Source organism: Achromobacter sp. 1012554356 (assembly GCF_059760815.1).
Genome location: NZ_JCBANC010000006.1, coordinates 45,562 through 68,046 on the forward strand (window position 1 = coordinate 45,562; position 22,485 = coordinate 68,046).

The 22,485-nt window shown below is 67.1% G+C and carries 24 protein-coding genes; 3 read left to right on the forward strand and 21 right to left on the reverse strand.

Annotated elements, in window-relative coordinates:
• Positions 1 to 2: 2 nt before the first annotated feature.
• From AC6LJW_RS04280 to AC6LJW_RS04345, 14 genes are all read right to left on the reverse strand, one after another.
• Positions 3 to 584, reverse strand: coding sequence for a cysteine hydrolase family protein (locus tag AC6LJW_RS04280; RefSeq protein WP_498086578.1), 582 nt, complete (start codon positions 582 to 584; stop codon positions 3 to 5).
• A 90-nt stretch (positions 585 to 674) separates the two neighbouring features.
• Positions 675 to 1,907: a CaiB/BaiF CoA transferase family protein gene (locus AC6LJW_RS04285; RefSeq protein ID WP_498086579.1), complete on the reverse strand. Its 1,233-nt coding sequence runs from the start codon at positions 1,905 to 1,907 to the stop codon at positions 675 to 677.
• Positions 1,904 to 3,067: a CoA transferase gene (locus tag AC6LJW_RS04290; protein ID WP_498086580.1), complete on the reverse strand. Its 1,164-nt coding sequence runs from the start codon at positions 3,065 to 3,067 to the stop codon at positions 1,904 to 1,906. The genes AC6LJW_RS04285 and AC6LJW_RS04290 overlap by 4 nt, the downstream gene beginning before the upstream one ends.
• A 35-nt stretch (positions 3,068 to 3,102) precedes the next feature.
• On the reverse strand, positions 3,103 to 4,305 hold the full coding sequence (locus AC6LJW_RS04295; RefSeq protein ID WP_498086581.1) for an FAS1-like dehydratase domain-containing protein: 1,203 nt from the start codon (positions 4,303 to 4,305) through the stop codon (positions 3,103 to 3,105).
• Between the two features lie 96 nt (positions 4,306 to 4,401).
• Entirely contained in the window at positions 4,402 to 5,394 is a 993-nt protein-coding gene (locus AC6LJW_RS04300) for a Bug family tripartite tricarboxylate transporter substrate binding protein (RefSeq protein ID WP_498086582.1), read from the reverse strand.
• A gap of 33 nt (positions 5,395 to 5,427) precedes the next feature.
• Positions 5,428 to 6,366: an SMP-30/gluconolactonase/LRE family protein gene (locus AC6LJW_RS04305; protein ID WP_498086583.1), complete on the reverse strand. Its 939-nt coding sequence runs from the start codon at positions 6,364 to 6,366 to the stop codon at positions 5,428 to 5,430.
• A 12-nt stretch (positions 6,367 to 6,378) separates the two neighbouring features.
• A complete protein-coding gene (locus AC6LJW_RS04310) occupies positions 6,379 to 7,158 on the reverse strand; it encodes an ABC transporter ATP-binding protein (RefSeq protein WP_498086584.1) in 780 nt (259 codons plus the stop codon).
• Complete coding sequence (locus AC6LJW_RS04315; RefSeq protein WP_498086585.1) at positions 7,145 to 7,933, reverse strand: ABC transporter ATP-binding protein; 789 nt, start codon at positions 7,931 to 7,933, stop codon at positions 7,145 to 7,147. Before AC6LJW_RS04315 ends, AC6LJW_RS04310 begins: the two co-directional genes overlap by 14 nt.
• Positions 7,930 to 8,910 carry a branched-chain amino acid ABC transporter permease gene (locus tag AC6LJW_RS04320; RefSeq protein WP_105241633.1) on the reverse strand — a complete coding sequence of 327 codons (981 nt, stop codon included), beginning with the start codon at positions 8,908 to 8,910 and terminating at the stop codon, positions 7,930 to 7,932. The genes AC6LJW_RS04315 and AC6LJW_RS04320 overlap by 4 nt, the downstream gene beginning before the upstream one ends.
• Positions 8,911 to 8,917: 7 nt before the next feature.
• A complete protein-coding gene (locus AC6LJW_RS04325; protein ID WP_105239998.1) occupies positions 8,918 to 9,796 on the reverse strand; it encodes a branched-chain amino acid ABC transporter permease in 879 nt (292 codons plus the stop codon).
• Positions 9,789 to 10,727, reverse strand: a complete 939-nt coding sequence (locus AC6LJW_RS04330; RefSeq protein WP_498086586.1) for an NAD(P)-dependent oxidoreductase — start codon at positions 10,725 to 10,727, stop codon at positions 9,789 to 9,791. Before AC6LJW_RS04330 ends, AC6LJW_RS04325 begins: the two co-directional genes overlap by 8 nt.
• A gap of 28 nt (positions 10,728 to 10,755) precedes the next feature.
• Positions 10,756 to 11,499, reverse strand: coding sequence for an SDR family NAD(P)-dependent oxidoreductase (locus tag AC6LJW_RS04335; RefSeq protein ID WP_498086587.1), 744 nt, complete (start codon positions 11,497 to 11,499; stop codon positions 10,756 to 10,758).
• 45 nt (positions 11,500 to 11,544) lie between these two features.
• On the reverse strand, positions 11,545 to 12,384 hold the full coding sequence (locus AC6LJW_RS04340; RefSeq protein WP_498086588.1) for an HTD2 family dehydratase: 840 nt from the start codon (positions 12,382 to 12,384) through the stop codon (positions 11,545 to 11,547).
• 27 nt (positions 12,385 to 12,411) lie between these two features.
• Complete coding sequence (locus AC6LJW_RS04345) at positions 12,412 to 13,623, reverse strand: ABC transporter substrate-binding protein (protein ID WP_498086589.1); 1,212 nt, start codon at positions 13,621 to 13,623, stop codon at positions 12,412 to 12,414.
• A 171-nt stretch (positions 13,624 to 13,794) separates the two neighbouring features.
• Here AC6LJW_RS04345 and AC6LJW_RS04350 point away from each other — a divergent pair, with 171 nt between their 5' ends.
• Together AC6LJW_RS04350 and AC6LJW_RS04355 are read left to right on the forward strand one after the other, a co-directional pair.
• Positions 13,795 to 15,024, forward strand: a complete 1,230-nt coding sequence (locus AC6LJW_RS04350; RefSeq protein WP_498086590.1) for a CaiB/BaiF CoA transferase family protein — start codon at positions 13,795 to 13,797, stop codon at positions 15,022 to 15,024.
• Between the two features lie 77 nt (positions 15,025 to 15,101).
• The gene (locus AC6LJW_RS04355; protein WP_498086591.1) at positions 15,102 to 16,088 is read left to right on the forward strand and encodes a Bug family tripartite tricarboxylate transporter substrate binding protein; all 987 of its coding nucleotides are present in this window, start codon (positions 15,102 to 15,104) and stop codon (positions 16,086 to 16,088) included.
• Positions 16,089 to 16,185: 97 nt separating this feature from the next.
• On the opposite strand, the gene AC6LJW_RS04360 is transcribed toward AC6LJW_RS04355, so the two are convergent.
• From AC6LJW_RS04360 to AC6LJW_RS04375, 4 genes are all read right to left on the reverse strand, one after another.
• On the reverse strand, positions 16,186 to 17,577 hold the full coding sequence (locus AC6LJW_RS04360; RefSeq protein ID WP_498086592.1) for an FAD-binding oxidoreductase: 1,392 nt from the start codon (positions 17,575 to 17,577) through the stop codon (positions 16,186 to 16,188).
• A gap of 226 nt (positions 17,578 to 17,803) precedes the next feature.
• Entirely contained in the window at positions 17,804 to 18,043 is a 240-nt protein-coding gene (locus AC6LJW_RS04365) for a hypothetical protein (protein WP_056563971.1), read from the reverse strand.
• Between the two features lie 34 nt (positions 18,044 to 18,077).
• Entirely contained in the window at positions 18,078 to 18,275 is a 198-nt protein-coding gene (locus AC6LJW_RS04370; protein ID WP_056563975.1) for a hypothetical protein, read from the reverse strand.
• A 47-nt stretch (positions 18,276 to 18,322) separates the two neighbouring features.
• On the reverse strand, positions 18,323 to 19,042 hold the full coding sequence (locus tag AC6LJW_RS04375; protein WP_082578878.1) for a BON domain-containing protein: 720 nt from the start codon (positions 19,040 to 19,042) through the stop codon (positions 18,323 to 18,325).
• A 546-nt stretch (positions 19,043 to 19,588) separates the two neighbouring features.
• Between AC6LJW_RS04375 and AC6LJW_RS04380 the strand changes: the two genes are divergently transcribed.
• Positions 19,589 to 20,113, forward strand: a complete 525-nt coding sequence (locus tag AC6LJW_RS04380) for a CinA family protein (RefSeq protein WP_056563978.1) — start codon at positions 19,589 to 19,591, stop codon at positions 20,111 to 20,113.
• Here the strand turns inward: AC6LJW_RS04380 and AC6LJW_RS04385 are convergent.
• From AC6LJW_RS04385 to AC6LJW_RS04395, 3 genes are read right to left on the reverse strand one after another with little or no spacing between them, the layout of a single operon-like run.
• Complete coding sequence (locus tag AC6LJW_RS04385) at positions 20,062 to 20,793, reverse strand: glycosyltransferase family 2 protein (RefSeq protein ID WP_056563982.1); 732 nt, start codon at positions 20,791 to 20,793, stop codon at positions 20,062 to 20,064. The genes AC6LJW_RS04380 and AC6LJW_RS04385 overlap by 52 nt on opposite strands.
• Positions 20,790 to 21,392 (reverse strand): SAM-dependent methyltransferase, encoded by a 603-nt coding sequence (locus AC6LJW_RS04390; RefSeq protein WP_498086593.1) that lies wholly within the window; start codon positions 21,390 to 21,392, stop codon positions 20,790 to 20,792. The genes AC6LJW_RS04385 and AC6LJW_RS04390 overlap by 4 nt, the downstream gene beginning before the upstream one ends.
• Positions 21,380 to 22,420, reverse strand: a complete 1,041-nt coding sequence (locus tag AC6LJW_RS04395) for an acyl-CoA dehydrogenase family protein (protein WP_498086594.1) — start codon at positions 22,418 to 22,420, stop codon at positions 21,380 to 21,382. The genes AC6LJW_RS04390 and AC6LJW_RS04395 overlap by 13 nt, the downstream gene beginning before the upstream one ends.
• Between the last annotated feature and the right edge of the window lie 65 nt (positions 22,421 to 22,485).

Here is a 22,485-nt window from a genome sequence, read left to right on the forward strand (position 1 = left end):
GCTCACTCGAAGACGACGTCGTTGGAGTTGGTGGTCCGGCAAAAGCGTTGCAGGCTCTTGATCGCGTTGTCGTGCTCTTCGGCGGTCAGGCCGCAGCAGCAGTCTTCCAGCACGATCATTTCGTAATCGCGGTCGTGGCCCTCGCGAACGGTGGCCTGCACCACGGCGTTGGTGGAGATGCCCGAGCAATAGATCCGCTTGATGCCGTTCGCGCGCAGGATGGCTTCCAGGCTGGTGCTGTAGAAGGGGCTGACGCGGTGCTTGACGATATCGAAGTCGCCGGGCTGGTGGCCCAGGTCGGGGTGCACCTGGGTGCCCCACTCGCCCAGCTTGAAGATGCCGTTCTTGCGCGCACCGGAAAAGATCGGCGAGTTGGGCGGGCATTCGCGGTAGTCGGGCGAAAAGCCCACGCGCACGAAACCAATGGGCAGACCGGCAGCACGCGCCTTGTCCACCGCGCGCCGCGTGTTTTGCAGGATACCGCGGCTACGCACCTGCTCGCCGTAGCCGGCGCGGCCGTTGGGTCCGTCGGCGTGGACGAGATCGTTCTCCATGTCCAGCACCAGGAAGATGGCGTCTTTCATCGGGCTTTCCTCAAGGTTGTTGTCGGGGGTTGCGGGTGGCGTGGACAGCCGCGCCATGCCGGTGCGTGGCGCGAGGGCGCAGTGGCGCGGTCACAGGATTACCTCCCGCGCCTGCAGATCGGCGCGCTGGGCAGCGTCCAGTCCAAGGAGTTCGCCGAACACGTAATCCTCGTCCTGGCCCAGGGCGGGCGTCAAGCGCCGGATTCCGATCTGGTCGGCTTTGCTGAAGCGGGCCGGCGCGCCCACGGCCAGACGGGCCGGGATGCCAGGCGCCTCGACGGAAGAGACGGCGCCGCGCGCCTGCAGATGCGGATCCGACGCGATGTCCTGCATGGTCCAGGACACGTGCGCGCTGATGCCGGCCTGCTGCAAGCGTTCGGCGGTGGCGTCGGCGTCGCAGGTCGCAAGCCACTGCGTGACGAGGCGGTCGACGTCCTCGCGATGCCTGATCCGCGAAGCCGCGTCGGGATACCGGTCGGCGCCGCCCTCCCCGCCCAGCAGGCGCGCAAGGGTGCGCCACGCTTCGTCCGTCCGCACGGCCAGCGTCAGCCATCGGTCGGGATGCGCGGTGGGATAGACGCCGTGGGGCGACATGGCCAGATCTGCGTTGCCCGGACGTTGCGGCGTGATGCCGAGACTGGCCAGGACCAGCGCATCGCCGATCATGGCCGAGGCGACCTCGCGCGCGGCCAGGTCGACATGCTGCGCCTGTCCGGTTCGACGTCGCTGGTTCAAGGCGGCGATCGTTGCCAGCGCGGCGTGCACGCCCGCCGCGTGATCCATCACGTGCCGCATCTCCACCGGCGGGCCATCGCTATAGCCGCTCATCCAGCCCAGTCCGCCCCACGCGCCAAAGAGCGGCGCATAGCCGGCAAAGTGCGAATCCGGCCCGCTCTGGCCGCAGGAAGACAGAGACAGCAGCACGAGATCGGATTTGACCTCACGCAGCGCGTCAAAGCTCAATCCCAGACGCTTCATGACGCCGGGCCGGAAGCTTTCCGCGGCGACATCGGACAGCGCAACGATCCGCTTGGCCAGCGCCACAGCTTCAGGCTGCTTCAGGTTCAGACGCACCGACAGCTTGTTGGCCGACACCTGGTCAAACGTGGCGGCGGACATGCGGCCGTAGACAGCGTGCGGTTTACGAAAGGCGTCCGGGCGCGTGAGGCTCTCGATCTTGATGCACTCGGCGCCCAGTTGCGAGAGCAGGTGCGTGCAGAATGGGCCGGCCGCGTGGATCGTGAAATCGGCGATGCGCACGCCAGCCAGCGGCGCTCGGAGCGCGCGGGTGGACGGCGCCCCCGCGTTTTCAGATTGCGTCATGCGGATACCTCCTGCGCCATCTCGTCCAGGACCGGGACGCGCCCCGGTCTGGGCAAGGGCGTGCAACGGAATTGAAAGGGCGCGACCAGAATGCTGGCCGCTAGGCCACTGGCCAGTTCGGCCGGCGCGAACAGGCCGCGCGCAGCCTCCTGTTCACCGCTCACCACCTCGGCTGGCAGGCGGTACTTGGCAGCGGGGACTCCCAGCTCCTGCGCGCGCCGCACGATGTCGTCGACAGGATGACGCGCCATCCATTCGCGCACATGGGCGTTGATCTCGTCCCCGCGGCGGCTGCGCTCCAGCGGGTCGCGCAGGCCGGGATCAGCCGCCCAGTCCGGGCTGCCCAGCAGTTGCACCAACGCGGCCCACTGCCTGTCCTCCAATGTCAGCAGTTCGATGTAGCCGTCCTGCGCCTCGAAGACGCCACCGTAGCGGAAGCGGCGGCTGGTGCGATGTTCCAGCGAGCCGTCGCCCAATCGCTGCAAGGCGAACGCGCCCACGGACAGCACGGCGTCCTGCACCGACACATCCACGTATTGCCCGCCGTTCGCCGGCACGGCCCACCAGGCCGACAGCGCGCAGAAGGCCGCCATCGCCCCGCCCTGGTAGCCGCCGAAATGGCCGTAGATCTTCAAGGGCGGCCGGTCGGGAAACAACTCGTGAGACAGGCCATTGGGAAGCAGAAAGCCTTCGCCACCCGCGTGCAGCAGATTGACTTCCTCGCCTTCCCATTCGGCCTTTGGGCCGTCCGCCCCAAACGGCAGCACACTGACATGCACGAGGTTCGGCCAGCGGCGGCCTACGTCGCGCGGCGCCAGGTCCAACGATTCGCGCTCGCGCACGGGTGTGTCGTCAATCAGGATGTCCGCCTGCGCCAGTTGCTGCGCGAGCAGCGCCCGTCCCGGCGGCGACGCCAGGTCCGCCGCCAGGCTGCGCTTGCCCACGGCCAGATACGCGAAAAGCGCGCTCTCGCCGTCGCCGGTCATCGGCGGCGCCTGCCGCAACCGCGATCCGCCTGGCGGCTCCAGCATCACGACCTGCGCGCCCAGGGCAGCAAGCATTCGACCGGCGTACGCGGCCGCCACCGTGTTTGAACGCTCCAGGACGCGGCATCCGGTGAGGGGCAGCGAGGCGGTTTGTGGCGTTTCGTTGGACTGCATAGGGCTGTCTCGTCAGGGTTGCGGCCGCGGGCCGATCAGCGCGTCACGGGCAGTTCGAGGTCGACGCCCGATCCGTCCAGGAAGGCCGGCAGCCGGACGTCGCGCGATGGCAAGGCCACTGTGGCAATTCCCGGAGTGGTCAGCTCGCCCCGTTGGTTCTCCGCCGCCAATTCGATGTCGACCAGGCCGGTCTTGTCCTTGACGTATTTGCGCACCACCTTGCCCTTGCAGAACGTCGTGTCGCCCATGATGTTGAAGCGCCGCATCTCCGTGCGCACGCGCTTGATCACGCCGGCGTCGCCCATCCAGTTCGTGACCAGCGAGCACATCCAGGACGAGCGCTGGGGACCGTAGTCGTAGGTGCCCGGCACGCCGACCTCCTTCGCCACCGATTCCCGGTGATGGCCGATGCCGGTGTACTCAACGCCGCCACCCGCCTCGGGGTTGCGGAAGAAGTGGCCCGGATGCTTGACCGCGGCCTGGAGCACGACGCCATGAGTGTGACCGCGGCCGCAACCGACCAGGAATCCCATCGTGTCCATCAACGACAGCGGACCGCGCGCAATCGTCGGCAATTCCTCGCCCTCCTGCACATCCTCCCAATAACGCACATTGGCGCCGCGGATGTTCTTGGGCTCGTCCAGCACCATCATGTCGATGCGATCGCGTTCTTCGTCCGTGTATTCGTGCTGCACGATCTCCTTGTATTTGCCGGTTTCGCGCGCAGCCTTGCGTTCGTGGCGCGTGCACGTGCCCAAGGCGCGGGCAACCAATTCGCCGCGCTGGTTGTAGTAGCTGGCCTCCACGTACTGCAGCACCAGGCGGCCGGAAAACTTGCTCTCTTTTTCTTCCACGCCTACCACGCGCTCGATCGCGGTGATGCGGTCGCCGGGGCGTACATGACGGAAAAGTTCCCAGTCGTTACCCGCATAGAAACCGTGCACGCCCGGCAGTCCCCAGCGCGTGCGGCCCAGCCAGCCGAACGCCATGGGAAACATCGGATGGCCGAGCAGCGTGCCGTAGCGCGTGCCCGAGGCGTAGCCGGAATCGCGATACAGCGGATTCAGGTCGCCGATGCCGTTGCACCAATTGCGCAGGGTGTCCGCGGTCGCGTCCTGCAGGTACGGCCCTTCGGGCCGCAGATGCAGGCCGATCATGGCGCGGGCGGCGGTGACTGCCTCGTCCGTGATGCGGCCCTCGGCGGGCGCGTTTCCGACATCGGCTTGGGGAAGGCTCATGACGTTGCTCACTTTGATGCTCCTCGACTTTTGAATGCAGAATGCATTCTTTAAGAACCGAAAAAAAGGGGCGCACGTGGCGCAGGGGTTGAACTGCTATTCAATGCGGATGCCGGCGGCCCTGATGATGTCGCCCCACTTCTTGCGTTCGTCCTCGACGAAGGCATCCAGCTGCGCGGGCGGCATTACCAGCGGCTCGACGCCAATGTCGAGCATCTTGCGGCGCATATCCGGCTGTTCCAGAACCTGACGTATGTGTTCGCCGAGTTCCCGCACGATCGTGGGTGGCGTGCCCCGCGGCGCAAACAATGCATCCCAGGCAACGACGTCGAAACCCTGCACGCCCTGCTCCGCGACGGACTGAACGCCGGGCAGCATCTCGCTGCCCTTGAGCGACGTGATGGCCACCGCGCGCAGCTTTCCGCTGGCCAGATGCGGCCTTGCGGCGGTCACGGTGTCGATGACCAGCGGGATCTGGCGGCCCATGGTGTCGGTGAGGGACTGGCCCGAAGCCTTGTACTTGACCGCGAACAGCGGCGCCCGGGCCGACTTCACGAATTCCGCGAACACCACTTGCGCGGTGGTGCTGGGCAAACCCACGTTCAGCGCGTTGGGCTTGGCGCGCGCGCGTTCGATCAGCGCGGGCACGCTGTTGACAGGCAGATCCGCGTCGGACGTGCAAATCACCATGGGCAGCAGTCCGATCATGGCCACGCCGGAAAAGTCGGCGGCGGCGTCATAGCCCGGATTGGCGTACAGGAATTCGTTGGCCGCATTGGTGGCGTTGGTGCCGAACAGGAACGTGTAACCGTCGGCAGGCGCGCGTGCCGCGGCGGCAGAGCCGATATTGCCGCCCGCGCCGGCGCGATTCTCGATCACGACGGGCTGGTTCAGGCGCTTGCCCACTTGCTGGAACACCAGGCGGGCCAGCACGTCCGCCCCCTGCCCCGCTGCATACGGGACGATGATGCGGATGGGCTTGTCGGGCCAGGCCTGCGCGGCGCCCGCCTGCGGCAGCGCGCATAGCGCTGCCGCGCCCAGCATCGCCTTCAGGGCCGCGCGGCGGCCAAGGTCTCTCATGCGCTTCATCGATGCGTCCTTTCGAAGAAATGTCATGGTGATTCAACCGTTGAGCGCCAGGCCGGCGCGAGGCCAGCGCGCAGCGAACAACTGTCCGCGGCCCGACAACGTGATGTAGGCGCTGCGGCGGTCGGGGCCGCCGAAACAAATGTTGGTGCAATAGCCCTCCGGGGCCTCGTGAAACTCCAGCAGCTCACCGCCGGGTGAAAACACGCTGATGCCGCCTCGCACCAGCGTCGCCACGCAGATGTTGCCGTTCTCTTCCAGAGCCAGCGAATCGAAGCGCTGATAGCCCGCCAGGCCGTGCACCAATCTGCCGCCGTTGGGCGACGGCCAGGGCGCTGTCCCGAGGACACCGCGCTCGGCCCCGCCATTCAGGATCGGATACGACCACAGCCGGCTGGTCTCCGTTTCCGCCACGTAGAGCACGCTGCCGTCCGGCGCCAGGCCCACGCCGTTCGGCGTCAGCACCGGATGCGCGGCGCGGCGGATATGGGCGCCATCAGCGCGGGCGTAGTACACCGCGCCACGCAGGATCCGATCCTCGAACGTCTTGCCGAAGTCCGTGAACCAGAAGCCGCCGTGCGCATCGAAAACGATATCGTTGGGCCCGTGCAGCGGCACGCCATCGCAGTGCGTATAGAGCGTCCGGACCGCGCCGGTCGACAGGTCCACGCGCTGGATGCTGCCGCCCGCATACCCGGCTGCCGGGCCCGTCGGACGCGTGAAGCCGTCATCGGTGCGCCAGCTGAAGCCGCCGTTGTTGCACACATAGAGGTGGCCGTCCGGGCCCAGCGCGGCGCCGTTCGGCCCACCGCCCAGGTCGGCCACCTTGCGCAGCTCGCCATTGGGAAGGACGCGCGTAAGGCGTCCCGCCGCAATTTCAACCACCAGTACGCTGCCGTCGGCCATCGCGACGGGACCTTCCGGAAATTCGAGCCCCGAGGCAATGACCTCGCCTTGCAGTTTCAAGTGTTCCATCGAGTTCCCCGGTTATGCGTGAGAGGCCGCTGCCCCGGCCGGCTGCGCCTGCGCGCGTGCACCGAGGTAGGCGTCGATGGCGCGTTGCCGTCCTTCCCGGCTGCGCAGCGCCTGCTCGTCCAGTTCGCCGACGATGTGCCCGTGCCGCAGCACCCAGGCGCGTTCCGCGAGCTTGGCCGCGACATGAAAGCTTTGCTCCACCAACAGCGCAGCCAGCTTCTGCTCGCGCTGAATGGCAGCGAGCCGTTCGTACACGCGGGCGACCAGCAGTGGCGCCAAGCCGAGCGACGGCTCATCAAGCAACAACAGGCGCGGCCCGGACATCAGCCCGCGACCGATCGCCAGCATCTGCTGCTCGCCGCCGCTGAGCAGGCCAGCGGGCGCGTTGCGCCGCCCGGCTATTTCGGGGAAGAAGTCCATGATCATCTGTTCGCGCCGGGCACGCGTGCGCGCATCCACGAAGTACGAACCCAGGACAAGGTTCTCGCCGACCGTCAGGTCCGTCACGATCGCACGTCCTTCCGGCACATAGACGATGCCTCGCCGGAAGCGCTGCGCGGCAGACAGGCCGCTGATATCGTCGCCGTCCAGGCGGATCCGCCCCTGCGCGGGCTCCAGTCCGGCGATAGCGCGCAACGTGCTTGACTTGCCCGCCCCGTTCGCCCCCAGCAGCGCGACGACGGACGCAGCGCCCACCGTCAGCCCGATGCCGTGCACGACCGGACCGGCGCCATAGCGCACGGTCAGCCCTTCCACCGCCAGCAACGTCGTCGCCGCGTCACGCATCTTCATCTCCCAGGTAGACCCGCACGACGTCGGGATTGCCCCGCACGGCTTGCGGGTTGCCGGACGCCAGCAGCCGCCCGACGTTCAGCACGTGAATCGTGTCGCACACATCCATGATCAGATCCATGTCGTGTTCGACGACGACCAGCACCAAGCCTGGCGCGCGCAGTCGCTTCAAGGCGCGGGACAGATCGTGCGTCTCGATGGAATTCAGGCCGGCCGCGGGCTCGTCCAGCAGCAAGACCCGCGGGTCACCCGCAATGGCGCGGGCGATTTCGGCCAGCCGCAGCACGCCCGGCGGAAGCTGCGCGGGGTATTCCTCGGCCACATGCCGCACGCCCAGTCTTTCCAGCGCGGCCAGCGCGCGGTCACGGTTCAGGCCGCGCTCGGCCCGGCCGCGCGGCAGCGGCAGGAAGGCGGCCAGCCATCCCGCCGACGACTGCCGGTCCAGGCCGATCATCACGTTCTCGGCCACCGTCAATTCGGGGCACAGCGCCACATGCTGGAAGCTGCGCGAGAACCCCAGTGCGGCGCGCCCGGTGGGCGGCACGCCCTCCAGCCGGCGCGCGCCCAGCCGGATGCTTCCCTGCTGCGGGGAATACAGCCCGGTCAGGCAGTTGAAGAAGCTGGTCTTGCCGGCGCCGTTCGGTCCGATCAGTCCGGTGATCTCCCCGGCCTCCAGGCGCAATCCGATGTGCTGCAGGACCTGGATGCCGCCGAATGCCAGCGACAGGTCTTCCACCACCAGCGGATCGCAATCCAGCGTGGCGTGTGCGCTCATGGGTTGCCTCCGTGCAGCCGGGCGCGCACCGTGGCGGGCAGCGCGTTGACGCCGAGCACCACCGCCAGCAGCGCCGAGCCGTAGAGGATGGGCACCCAGTCGCCCGCGCCGGCGAGCAGCAGCGGCATCAGGGTCAGGAACAGGCCGCCCAGCAGGCTCCCCAGGATCGACATCGAATACAGACTCACCACCGAGCCGACCAACAGGAAGATCGATGTCCAAAGCGTGAAGCTGTTGGGCGACACGGTGGAGGAACTGAACGACAGCAAGGCGCCGGCGATGGCCGCGATGCCGCCGCTCAATGCCATGCACGACAGCCGCGCCCAACTCCTGCGCACGCCAAAGGACTCGGCCGCGTGTGGCGACGCGCGAATCAGCAGCAGCGCCATGGCCTGCCGCGAGCGGCGGAAGTGGCGCAGTAGCAGCGCCACGGCCACCAGCCCGGCCAGCGGCAGGTAGTAGCGCTGCGCCTCCTTGGCGATGCCGGGCAAGGCATCCAGTTTCACGTACACGCCTTCGTAGCCGCCCGTGACCGACGAGAAATGCAGCAGCACCTCGGGCAAAGCCAGGGCCAGCGCCATCGTCGCAACGGCGAGGTAGATGCCCGATAGATACCGCGAGGGATAGGCGAAGACGATTCCAAGGAAAGCGCCGGCGACTGCCGCGGCCGGCAGGCTGGCCAGCAGCGACACACCCAGGTATTTCTCCATCAGCGCCACCGTATAGGCGCCCGCCGCGACGAAGACACCGTGGCCGATGGACACCTCGCCGCCGTAACGGACCAGAAAGCTCACCGAGATGATGGCAATGGCGTTGGCAAAGCACAGGCCGAGGGTGTAGGTCCAGTACCCGCCCGCCACGAGGGGGAGCAGCGCCAGGCCCAGCACACCGGTCACGCCGAGGCCGGCCATCAGGCGCCGGGGCGCCGCAGCCGGGGCGGCCGGCTTCGCGTCCGCCGCGAGACGGTTGGTTGACATGATCACGCTAGACACGGGCACCTCCCCGGATCGCCATCACGCCCTTCGGGAACACGTTGAGCACCAGCAGGATCGTGAGCAGCAGATAGGTGTTGTTGAACTCGGCCGATACATAGAAGGACAGCAGGTTCATGATGGCGCCGATCAGGATGCCGCCCAGCACCGCCCCTGGCAGGCTGTTGAAGCCGCCCACGACGGCCGCGGCGAACGCCTGCAACATGAACGAGGACACGCTGGTCGACGACAGGAAGGTGGTGGGCACGATCAGCAGCGACGCGATCAGTCCCAGCACGCCTGCGGTCACCCACGAGAACAGATGCACCCGCCGCAGATTCAGCCCGCACACCCGGCTGGCAAAGGGGTTGGCGGACACAGCGCGAAATGCGATGCCGATGCGGGTGCGCTCGATCAGCAGGTAAAGCAGGCCAATGGCCAGCCCGGTGGCGCCCAGCACGGCCAGGTCATAGGCCGTGACGTGGACCGGCCCGATCTGGCTGCGCCACGCGGGCAGCGGCAGGTCCAGCGACACGACGTTGGAACCGAACAGGAGCTGGGTTGCGCCCTGAGCGACCAGGCCCACGCCCAGCGTCGCGATAGTGCTGGTCAGGTCAGATTTGAAGACGAGCGGCGCGATCAGGAAGTAGCTGACCGCCATTACCGCCACCATGATCACCAGCGTCAATACCACGGCTGCACCCCAAGCCATGTTCGCGAAAATGCCCGCCGTGAACCCGAACACCAGAAACGCAGCCAGGCCCGCCAGATTGCCATGGGCGAAGTTCACGACGTTGGAGCTTTTGTAGATCAGCACAATGCCGATCGCGCCCATGGCGTAGAGGCAGCCGCTGACCACGCCCGCCCAGATCAGGCCGATGAAGTCATCCATGGGCGCGACCCCGCTGCGCGAGTGGGGCCGCGTCCACCGCCGCACCCTCGTCGATGAGTTCGATCACCGACGGAAAATACCTTCCGCCCCATCCGCCGCCAGCGCTCGCCGCGTAATAGCGCTGCGCCAGTTCGGTGACGCGCGCCGCAAGACCTGTCTGCGCGGCCAGTTCCAGCACATAGCTCAGGTCCTTGAGCACGTATTCCGGCGGAAACGACTTCTCCGGAAACTCGCGAGGCAGCATGGCCTTGCGGCCGTGATTGCGCAGCACGAAGCTGTCACCCGATCCCTTGGACACCGCATCCAGCAGCACCGCGGGCTGCACCCCCGCGCGCTCGCCCAGCACCATCATCTCGGCAAGCGCCACCGTGTTCTCGAACACCAGCGCATTGTTGATCAGCTTGACTACCTGGCCGCAACCCACTTCGCCGCAGCGGGTCACGTCCGAGCCGATATAGCGCAGCAGCGGCTCGATGCGCGCGTAAAGCGCTTCGTCCGCGCCGGCCATGATGCTCAGTTCTCCGCGCTGTGCCGCTTCGCGGGTGCGTGCGACCGGCGCATCGGCAAACGCGACGCCGCGCTCGGCAAGCCGCGCGGCGACGGCGCGGGCGGACGCGACGGTGGTGGTGCTGAGATCGACGATCACGGCAGGGCGACGCGCGCCGTCCGCCAACCCGCCCTCGCCCAGGCACACTTCTTCCACCTGCGGTCCGCCGGGCAAAGACAGAAAGACCACGTCGGCACGCCCGGCCACCTCGGCGATCGATTCCGCACGGCGCGCGCCGGTCCCTTCCAGCAGGGCGTGGGCCTGCGGGCTCATATCGAAGGCGATGACCTCGCCGGAGTGCTTGACGGCCATGTTGCGGCACATCGGGCCGCCCATCACGCCCAGGCCGATAAAGCCGATCACGGGTACGGAATCTGGATTCATGCTTGGCTCCTGTCAGCAATGACCGTTGTCAATCCATCCACATGCCACCGCTGATATCCAGCGACGTGCCCGTGATCCAGTTCGACGCGGGCGAGCAAAGGAACAGCGCCGCCTGCGCAATGTCGTCGGCGTTGCCGTAGCGGCCGAGCGGAACGGTGCCGTTCGCGGATGGCGCGCCGCCGCTCGTGACGCTGGCCCACATGGCGGTCTCGACCGGTCCCGGGGCCAGCGTGTTGGCGTAGACGCCGTGCGGGGCGCCTGCCTTGGCGATCCAACGCATCATGCCGTGTACGGCGGCCTTGGACGCGACATAGGCGGGGCCGGACGCCACGCCCCCGTTCTTGGCGGCGATCGAGCCGGCGGCCAGGATCTTGCCGAAGCCCTGCTTGCACATCAGCGGGAACAGCTTGCGCGCCGGATTGACCACGCCGCGCACATTGACTGACATCACCGCATCCCATTCGTCGTCGGTGCTTTCCCCCAGCGGCGTGCGGGCGATGATGCCGGCGCACAGCACCAGGATGTCCACCTTGCCGTACTCGGCCAGGACCGCGTCGATGACCTGGTCAGTCTCGGCGCGGGACGTCACGTCGTAACGGCGGTAATCGATGCCGCCCCCAAGCTCCTGCGCGTCGACGCGGTCCGTGGCAACCACGCGCGCGCCCGCCTGCCGGAAGGCCTTGGCGATTGCCTGCCCCATGGCGCCCGCGCCGCCCGTGATCAACGCTACCTGGCCCTCGAGATTCGCGGGACCGCTCAAATGCTGTGCCATCTTCTCTTGTCTCCTGTCGTTGTTCATCCGTGGCCGCGCCACCTGTCAGCGCAACACCGCCGTGGCGGACATCGCCAATTCACCGCCGGGTCCGCGCGCCCACAGCGCTAACGTTCCGTCTTCCTGCATGTGACCTTCGATGCGAAAGGCGCGTGATACGAACAGCGGGCTGACGCCGCGAAACTCAAAGCGGGCCAGTTGCCGTCCTTCCCCTTGGTCCAGTGCAAGCTGCTGCAGTAGCGTCGCCGTCAGCGGGCCATGCACGACCAGATCGGGATAGCCCTCTTCATCGCGGGCGTATGCCTGGTCGTAATGGATGCGATGGCCGTTGAAGGTCAGCGCGGAATAGCGGAACAGCAGCGTCGTGTCGGGGCGCACCTCACGGCCCCAACGGCCTTCAGCCTCGTGCCGCGCGGGCGCCGCGGCCGACGAGCCCGGCGGCGGCGCTTCGCGATAGACGATGTCCTGTTCCTCGACAATGCACGTCGTCCCCTCGCTTTGCGTCGTGTGCTCCACCGTCACGAACCACAGAGAGCCGCGCTTGCCAACCTTGTTCTCGATCTTGGCGATGCGGCTGCGCCGCGTGGCTTCCGATCCGATCGGCAAGTCCGCGGGGTATGCGATCCGGCTGCCCGCCCACATGCGGCGCGGCAGTTCAATGGGCGGTAGAAAGCCGCCGCGCCGCGGATGCCCATCGGCGCCCAGCCCGCTGCGTCGCGCTGCCGGGTTGAAGAACAGCCATTGCCAGCCGGGTGGCAGCGGCTCGCCCACACCGGGCGCGCGCGCCAGGTCCAACGTAGCCGCCATGGCCTGCACGGCCGCCGCGTCGATGCGCTGCGTATGCGTCTCTTCGCGGCCAATCCATTCGTCAAATGCGTTGCTCACGCGGGCACTCCTTCAATGTGTACCGGCCTAGGCCGGTTTTGCGTCGAAGACGTCGGCCGGATAGGGCTTGAAGTCCCGCACCAGTTTGAAGCTGCCGCCGGACACGGCCTGGATGATCCCCTCCTGACGCGCGCCGCGGTGGTCGCCCGGCTTGAACGTGACCCGCCGCGCCCCGCCGACGGTCTGGTCCGTCATGGTCTCCATCACGTCCACCATGTTCGCGCGTGTCAAGGGCTTGCCGCTGGCCAGCAGCATCTGGAAGCCCTTGGCGAAAAGCGCGGCGTTGCTCCAGCCGTTCAGGCCGAAGACGCCGATGGGATCGTTCGGGTAGAGCTTGGCGACGGTTTCGCGGTAGGCCTTGATGTTGGCGTCGTCCGCATCAACGGGCATCAGCCACGACGAGAAATAGGCGCCGTCCAGCAGCGGGCCGGCCAGCTTGTACGTGGTGGGATCGGCGGTGAAGAATGGCGCCATCCATTTGCCCTGGTAACCCAGCCGGTCGGCGGTCTTGAGCGCGGCAGCCAGGTTGGCGTTCGACCCGAACAGGATCACGACGTCCGCCTTCGCGTTGGCGATCCGGCGCACGTGCGGCGTGAAGTCGGTGCTGCGCACCTCAAAGGGAATTGATTCGGCGGCCTGCTTGTTGTTGGCGGCCATGAGCATGTCGAAGCCGCGCTTGGCGGACCGGCCCAGTTCGTCGTTCTCCCATAGCAACGCGACGCGGCCGGCGTTCAGGCCCGTGAAGGCATATTCCAGGTTGGACGCCGCGGACCAGCCGTAATCGGGCAACAGCGGAAACACCAGCCGTTCGGCAAAAAGCGCCGTTGCGCCGCCGATGGGGCCGATCATCGGCAGCCCCACTTCCTTGGCGTAGGGAATCACCGCCACCGATTGGGCGGTGCCCACCGGCGCAGCCAAGGCGAAGATCTTGTTCTCTTCCACCAGCCGGCGCGTGACGGCCACGCTGCGTGCAGGTTCGTAGCCATCGTCATAGGTGACGAATTTGATCTTCCAGCCGTTCAGCGCGTCGGTTTCATTAACCCATTTGAAGCAGGCGTCCGCGGCGCGGGAAAGAATTGCATAGAACGGGACGGGACCGGTAATGGGGGTGAAGGCGCCGACGGTGACCGTCTTGCTGGCCGCGTCGATGCCGGGCGATGCGGACTGCGCGCGCGCCCAGCTCGGAAGCGAAATCGACGCTGCCGCGGCGCAGCCCGAAAGGAATGTCCTTCTGTGCACGGTTGTCTCCTGGTGGATCTTTAGGTGCCGCCGTCTGCTGTGCGACTAAGAATGCATTCTATATATTTGTGCGGGCTGAAAAATACGGGCTTTCCCTAGCAAAAACGCTTCGCCAGCCCAAACTTTCAACATATAGAATGCATTCTTTCACGAACCACGCCAGGAGACACCATGCACACTCCACCCCTTGCGGGCCGCCGCGTCATTGAATTGGGCACCATGCTGGCCGCCCCGTTTGCGTCCCATATCCTTGCCCAACTGGGCGCCGAAGTGATCAAGGTCGAGCCGGCGCGCGGCGATCCCACGCGCAGCCTGGTTCGGGGCGGCCCCAGCGGTACGTTCATTGCCTACAGCCACGGCAAGAAGAGCGTGTGCCTGGACCTGGCGCATCTCGATGGCCACGCCGCCTTTCTCAGGATGCTGGAAACCGCCGATGCGTTCGTGCACAACCTGGCGCCCAAGGCGGCTCGCAAGCTGAAACTCACCAAGGCCGAATGCCAGGCCATCAATCCCCGTCTGATCTATTGCCACATCCGCGGCTACGCCGAGGGCCCGCAGGCCGACGACCTGGCCTCCAACCCGGTTGCCGAGGCGTCGACGGGCGTCATGGAAGCCAACCGCATCAATGGCCGTCCCAGCCGGCTGGGCCCGTCCTACCACGACCAGTTCGCGGGCGCCTATGCCGTCATCGGCATCCTGGCGCGCATGCTGCAACCCGAAGCCGCGCAGGAAGGCGGCCACGTGGAAATCGGCTTGTACGAGACCGGCCTGCACGTCGCTTCGCGAGACCTTGTTGGCGTGCAGCTCAAGACCCAGTTGCTGGGTCGGCCAGAGCGCGAACCGCACGGCGAATTCAGCATGCCGGGTTATGGCGCCTACCTGACCGCCGACGAACGCTGGATGTACCTGCTGATGCTCACCGACGCACACTGGCTCAAGTTCTGCCAAGCCATGGCGCTGCCGGAGGCGGCGGACGCCTCGCTGGCTGCGCTGAAGGATCGTAAGAAGGCGCGCGAGCGCGTCGAGGACATCGTGCGAACCGCCATCGGCGCGCATACGTTCGACGACGCTACCGCGCGGCTTCGGATGGCTGGGGTGGGCAGCACGGAAGTCCTGCCGCTGGAGCGCGTGCTGGACGCGGACCAGGCGCGCCAGCCGGGCAAGCTGCGCAACGTCCGATACCGCGACTTGGCTTTCGACGTGCCGGAATTTCCTCGTCTGCATGCTGCCGACGACGGCGTGGCGACCCTGCCGCCGCCGGACCTGGGCGAACACACGCGGGACGTGCTGATGGCAGCGGGCCTGACCGGCGAAGAATGCGGCGCGCTGATCGACAGCGGCGCCGCTTGCGCCGGCCAGCCGGGCGATTTTGCCTGGGCGCCGGTACGCAAGCAGGCGTGAGGCGCGTATAAAGCGCGTTGCACGCCGGACCGAACAGGGCGCGACAGACCGCCCGACCAGAATCGAGGAGACTGCAAATGCTGAAGCTCAAGATTATGCCGGGCCTGTTCAAGGCCGCCATCGCCGGCATGCTGTGCGCCGCCGCTCCCGCCATTGCCGCGGACTATCCCGACCGTCCCATACGGCTGATCGTGGGCTTTCCGCCGGGCGGAGGTGCCGACTTCGTGGCCCGCCAAGTCGCGCAGCGCCTGGGCGATGCGCTCAAGGCCACCGTGGTCGTCGACAACAAGGCCGGCGCCAACGGCACCATCGCCGCGGCCGAAGTCGCGCGGGCCGCGCCGGACGGCTACACCCTGCTGCTGGGCGTCACGGCGTCCCAGTCCATCAGTCCGGCGCTCTCGCCTAAGCTGCCCTATGACCCGCTGCGCGATTTCACCCCGATCACGCAGGTGGGCTATACGCCCCTGGTGCTGGTCGTAAACCCGAAGCTCCCTGCCAGGAATCTGGACGAATTCCTGCAGTACGCGAAGAGCCGCAGTACGCCGGTCCCCTACGGCTCCGCCGGCATCGGCAACATCACGCACATGGCGGCCGAACTCTTCGTGCAATCGTCGGGCGTGCCGAACTTCCAGCACGTTCCCTACAAAGGCAGCAGCCAGGTCATCACCGACCTCATCGGCGGCCGTGTCGAGGCGTACTTCGACACCCTGCCTTCTTCGCTGCCGCTGATCCAGAGCGGCCAGTTGCACGCCCTTGCCGTCACGGGCCCCGCGCGGTCGAACACCGCCCGCGACATCCCCACCGTCCAGGAAGCCGGCGTGTCGGGATTCCAGACCACCACCTGGTTTGGCGTACTGGCACCGCCGAAGCTGGACCCCGCGCTAGCCGATCGGCTTTATGAGGCCATCAAACGCGGCATGCAGGCGCCCGAGGCACGGCAAGCGCTCGTCACGCGCGGCGTGGAACCGGTATTGGACACACCGGCGCAATTCAGCGCCGAACTGCAGGAAGACCTGCAGCGCTGGCGCGAGGTTGCGCGCAAGGCGGATATCAAGTTGGAGTAAGGGTCAGGCGCGCAGGCGTCCTGATCTGGCGGCGCAAACAGCGGGGCCGGTCCCATGCCGCATCCCGCCGGCCCGGCTGACGCGTCGCTCCAAGGCTTTAAGGCGCGGCCGGTTTGATGTTCTGGTTATGCCGGAAGAGGTTGTGCGGATCGTAGCGGGTCTTCACCTGGACCAGGCGGTCGAAGTTTTCGCCATAGGCCGCGCCCACCCTTGCCGTCTCGTCCTGCGTCAGGAAATTCACATACACGCCGCCTTGGGACCAAGGCTCGGTGGCCTTGAAGATGTCGCGTGCCCAGGCGATGCACCGTTCATCGTCCTTCGGATCGTCCCAGCGTCCGTGCACGTTCATGGCGAACTGCGCGGACCGGTGCGGATACGCGGTGGCGGACACCGGCACCTGCATCGCCGCGCCGGCGATGTGGCCAAAGAAGATTTCGCACTGCGGCGACGGCACGTTCTGGACCGCTGACACGACGGCGTCGATCAGGCCGTCCTCCAATTCCGCGATGTTGTGAGACTTCCAGTAGTTGCGCGCGCCAGGGGTCAGCAATGGATCGAACGCCTTCTGCCAGGCCGCGTAAGGCATCGGCCCAAGGTGTTCGCCGTAGGGTTCGCCCAGGCCGCGCACCACTTGCAAGGCATCCGGCCCCTTGTCCACGCCGCCGGTGTAGCACGATGCGAAGGCGACGATGGGTTTGCCGTGCACGGATGCCGGCAGGAACGGCAGCGGCGGCGCCTGCCGCAGCACGGCCCACACGGTGAGCTCCGGCGGCATGGAGCGCAGCGCATCGCGGTATCGCGCCAGTGCCTCGCGGCCCTGTTCTAGCGGCACCACCACCAATCCGCCGTAGACCTCCGGACCCACGGGATGCAACTGGAATTCAAACATCGTGACCACGCCGAAATTGCCGCCGCCGCCGCGCAACGCCCAGAACAGGTCCGGGTTTTCGGATTCGCTGGCGTGCAGCAGCTGGCCGTCCGCCGTGACGACATCGGCGGACACCAGATTGTCGACGGTCATGCCGAACCGGCGCGTCAACCAGCCGAAACCGCCTCCCAACGTCAGGCCGGCCACGCCGGTCGTGGAATTGATGCCCAAGGGAACGGCCAGGCCGAACGCCTGCGCTTCGTGATCCAGGTCCGATAAGGTGGCGCCCGGCTCCACAAAGGCCCTGGCGCGCACGGGGTCGATGCGCACCGATTTCATGGGTGACAGGTCGATCATCATGCCGTCATCGCAGACGGCGGTGCCCGCGATGTTGTGGCCGCCGCCGCGCACGGAAATCACCAGTTGGTTTTCGCGTGCGTAATCCACGGCGCGGCGCACGTCGGCGGGCCCCGCGCATCGCGCGATGACAGCGGGCCGCCGGTCTACCGTGGCATTCCAGATCTTGCGGGCCTCGTCGTAGCCGGGGTCGCCGGCGGACAGGACCGGGCCCCGCGCCGAGGTGCGCAGGCTTTCCAAGGTGCTGCTGGACAGTTTGTTCATCACACATCTCCTTGAAGGCGATGTATTTACAAACAGCGTCTAAAGCAAGCCGTCTATCTGCTGGGGCGCGACATGGGATTTGCCTCCTTGGAAAAGGGGCCATGACCCTGTGCACATGATTGCCCGGCGAACGCCGCGCGGGGGAAGGCGGCAGACGCCCTGTGCCGTGCGCCGGAGCGTGCGTGATGGGGAAAAGTATAGGCCTTTGGCCGCGCGGGCAGGAACCCTATGGGTCGTTTTTCAGGACGCCGCGCACGTTCAGGATCGCCAGTCCCAGTTGCAGCGCAATAAGCGCCCAGGCGTCATCGTGAAGCCCCCAGGCCACCCACAGCACGTTACTGGCCAGGAAGACCCAGAAGCCCGCGGTGCGGCGCCCGGCGCTGCGGGACGCGACCAGCCAGGCGGCGGCAAGCGACGCCGCCATGGCCGGCCACTGCAGAAAATCCCACAATGCGTCAGGCGTCATCGGTTACCGTCCGCACGCGAGCGGCGCTGCGAGGTCACGGCTTGGATCGGGCGCCCTGCCCGCGATTGCGCTGGCTCTGCTGATCCTGGCCGGTGCCGATCTGCGTGGTGTGGCCCTCTTTCTTGGTGCGGTTCTGCGTATCGCCGTGACTTGCCTGCGATTCGCGGGGCGTGTCGTCCTGGCTGCGGTCCGGCTTATCCGTTTCGCGGGTGCTGTCCTTGTGTTTAGTCATGGTCTGCTCCTTTCGTCAGGGTCATCGTGGTTCGTATCGGAGACCGGTCATTCCTTCGCAGTTCCGACGTTGCCGGTGCTGCCAGGGCCCGAGCTGCTCGCGCCTGAATTCGAGCCCATTCCGCCCCCAACGCGGATGCGGTTCTCGACATCGTTCACCCCCGCGCACTCCACCGTGCAATCCTCGACGTGGTGCTTGGTGCGCCGGTTGGGAACGGTGCCCTCCAGCACGACATGGCCGTCCAGAACCGCGACCGAGACGTCGCTCACGTCCAGGCCGCTATGGGCCAGCGCTTCGCACACGTTCTCGCGAATGCGATCGTCCGAACGGATGTAGCCCTTGGGATCGGTCCGGCGCGATGCACGATCCCGCCACGCGGTCGGGCCGCGGTTGTAGCCGCCCCGTTCGGCGGTCTCGAACGACATGGATTCTTCGCGCCATGCCGGACGATCGCCGTAGTAACCGCCTTCGTCATCGCCAAAGGACGTGGGACCGTCGTAGGCCTGATCCCGGCCGCCATAAGCGCGGTCCCGGCCACGATCCTCACGGCCATAAACCTGTTGACGCTGGAACGAGGGATCTTCGTTCGAAAAGCCGCCGTAGCTGCTTTGGCCGGGGTCGGCACTACGGCTGCGAACCGGCTCGCGGGTGTCGCGCGCGCCGCCTTGGCGCGTGCCTTCGCCCTGATATCCGTACGAGGGCGCGGGGTCCTGCCACGGTTCCCGGTCGCCGCGATAGTTCGACGTATTCCTCGGGTCTCTGCTCATATCGTCTCTCCCGTTGCAAGTTGCGAATCAAGCAGGCTGGGTGCGAGCCGAAACGCGCACCTATAGCCTGCCCGTCCGTTCTTCGCAGCAAGTGTTGTGCCGGGCGCACATCGTGCAGCGGGCCGCGGCGGGTCCACGCTGTATGGCCGATAGGCCAAAGGCCGCCGCGATGCTAAGAATGGCCCATGCGGTCAGAACGCCGTGGCAAGGCAGAACAACCGCATCCGGCATAACGACACACGACATTCAGGAGATCAATATGGCTTCAGGATCCAGGCTGTCCGATGTAATCGTAAAACTCCCCGATCGCTCCACATGCCGCGTAGAACGGCGTTTGATCGCAAGGAGAAGCAAGGAAGCATCCGGCGTCCCCATCTATGTCTGCACCCTGCCGACGGGCGAGCCCGTCACGTGGCTGGGAGGCGGCAAATACCGATTGCCGTGCGGGTCGGTGGGCGTGGCTGTGGCCCACAAACCCCCGGATAGATGACGCGGCAGGCGGCACGCGGCTTGCTGGGCGCGGGTGTTCACTCAGGAGGGACGGGCATGAATGCCATCGAACGAGTCGCCGCCTACATGCATGAGCATTCGTTGAAACTGGTGACGGCCGAGTCCTGCACGGCGGGGCTGATTGCCGCCACGCTTGCCGACATCCCAGGCGCGGGCGCGCTGCTGGACTGCGCGTTCGTTGCCTACTCGCCGGGATCCAAGCAAAAGTGCCTGGGCGTGACCGCCCGGACGCTGCAACGCCACAATCTCACGAGTGAAGCCGTGGCGCGGGAAATGGCCCTGGGCGCGGCCCGCAACAGCCCGGCGAATGTGGCGATTTCAAACACGGGCGTCACCGACGATACCGACCCCGACGTTCCCGCCGGTACGCAGTGCTACGCATGGGTGTTCAAAGCGGGACCGGCCGACGCCTCGCCCGCAATCTATGCCGAGACGACGCGCTTCGACGGCGACCGCAACGCCATTCGCCGGGCCAGCGCAGCGCACGCCTTGGCGCAGCTGATCGCGTATCACAAGCAATGGCAGGACGGTGAACGCCCCTCCGCCTCCGGATCCGCCTGAGTGCCGGGGCCGATCGCCGCTGCGTCCCACTCCCCGCGCAGTGCGGTGGCGAAGCCGCCGTCGACGCGCGAGTATGGCCGGGCGCTCGTGGTGACGCGTGGCAGGCAGGTCCATGCAATGTGCGCCCCGCCGGCTTCCAGCTTGTCGACCAGGGCCTGGTCTTCGCTGCAGTTCAACGCCGCAAATCCGCCAATGCGCCGGTACGTGGGCGCTGCGACGCCGAGGTTTGCGCCATGCACGTGCCGGTGGCCGTCGCGATCGTGGTAGTGCGCCGCGAACGCCCGGCGTGCGCGTTGCGCAAACGCGCCGTGCGCTTCCCATCCCGCGACTGAAACCGTGCCGCACACCACTTCCGCATTCAGCGAAAGCTGGTCGGCCAGCCAGCCGGGCGATACGCAGGTGTCGGCGTCGGTGAAGGCAAGCCAGCGTGCGCCGGCATCCAGCAGGTGCTGCGCGCCCGCCGCGCGCGCCAGGCCGACGTTGCGCGCCTGGACCGTCAGCAGATCCACCGGCCAGCCCGCCGCGCGTTGCGCCGTCCCATCCGCACAGTGATCCAGCACCACGACGATACGCACCGCTTCGCGGCCAAGACGCGAATGGCGCGAGGCGCGCGTGACGGCCCGCAGGCATGCGCCGATATAGCGCTCCTCGTTGTGCGCAGGAATGCATACGCCGATCATGAATGGCTTCCTTGGGGTTGTCTGCGCCAGAGGTCCAGGCGGAACGCGTCCTCTTCGTGATGCACTTCCCGCGCAAGGCCGGACAGCGCGCCAATCGCCGCGTGCAGGGCGTCCGTGGGTTGGAGGCGGTCCGCAAAATCCGGACGCCAGTGGCAGGCGACGATCTCACCATGCTCTGCAAGCGATGCATCGACACCGCTCAGGAACAGGGAGAGCGCGGCGTCGTCCAGGTAATACGCCACTTCCGACACGACAATGAGGTCAAAGCCGCCCGCCGGGGTGTCGGGCCACTGCCGCGGCAGGTCCAGCGCCAGGACCTGCACGTGGTCCATGCCCTCGCCGTCCATGCGGGTTCGGCACTGCGCGGCCGCGGCCGGCGCGACGTCGACCGCGCAGACGCGCGCACAGCGCAGCGCAAGGCACCGGGTCATCTCCCCCGTGCCGCAGCCCGGCTCGAAGGCGTGGCGATAGCGTTCGCGGCGCAACGCCGCCAGCACGAGACCGCGCTTGCGGCGTTCGTACCAGGCGCTTGCCACGCGCCAGGGATCGGGGTCGGCTCGATACAGACGCTCGAAATGGTCTGCGGCTACAGCGCCCATGGCACGCCTCCATGATCGAGGACGGCTTGGCCGTGCGCCGCCTGATCGCGTTCCGCATGGCTCTGCCGGAGAAAGACCGGCAGATCGGCCATCACCTGCGCAAAGTCCGGATCGCGGCATAACGGCCCCGCACCCAGCGCGCGCGCAGCCCGTCCAATTACCTCTGCCGCAGCCGACTCCACCGCCAGACGCGCGCGGGCGCAAGCCAACCCGCACGGCTGCCGCGGGTGCGCATCGATCTCAGCGGCGGTCGCGCGCAACACCGCCCGCGCCTGCACCAGCGCCACATCGACGGCGCCCAGGTGCGCCAGCCGGTGAGGATCGGCGGCATTCAGGGGCAATGCTCGGCGCAACGACTCCGCGATGTGGAGCAGTCCGCCATACCAGCAGGCGGCGATGCCCGCCCCGCCCTGCAAAAATCCCGGACGATGCACGTAGTCGCCCGGCTTGCCCACGAGCGTGCACGGCGCGTCGCGAAAGACCACGTCGACGCTCGCCGATGCGCGCATGCCCACGGCATGCCAGCCGGAATCGGTCACTTCGACGTCGTCCTGTTCGATTGCCACGGCAACCAGACACGCCTCTCCCGAGGGATTCCAGCCGCTCACCAGCGCGTGCGTCACCACTGCCGCGCCCGAACACCACGCCTTCACGCCTTGCAGCACTACCGAGCCATCCGGCCGAGGCAGGATCTGGACGCGGTGGTCCGGCGGCTCCGCGCACCACACCGCCCAGCGGCTGCGGGCCGGTGGCGCGGGCGCACGCAGTTCCGCCAGGATGGCGAGGGCATCGGTGTGGCCCTCAAATAGCTTGGCCAGGCTGAGGTCAGACGCCGCCACGCGAGCCAGCGCCTGCCAACGGTCCAGCGTGCGGCCCGAGCCGGGCAGCGGCAGTTGATCGCATCCCTGCTCCACGAGCGCGCGCAGCCACCGGCCCGGATCAATCGGCGCGTGCGCATCGGCCAGCATCTCGCCGATCAGTTGAAGCGGGAAATTCGGTTGGGATAACAGGCCTGGGCGTTCGGTCATGGTGCGGGTCACAGACGGGATGGGCGAGTGCACGCGGGGAGTGCACCCCTACGTAGCAAACGCCG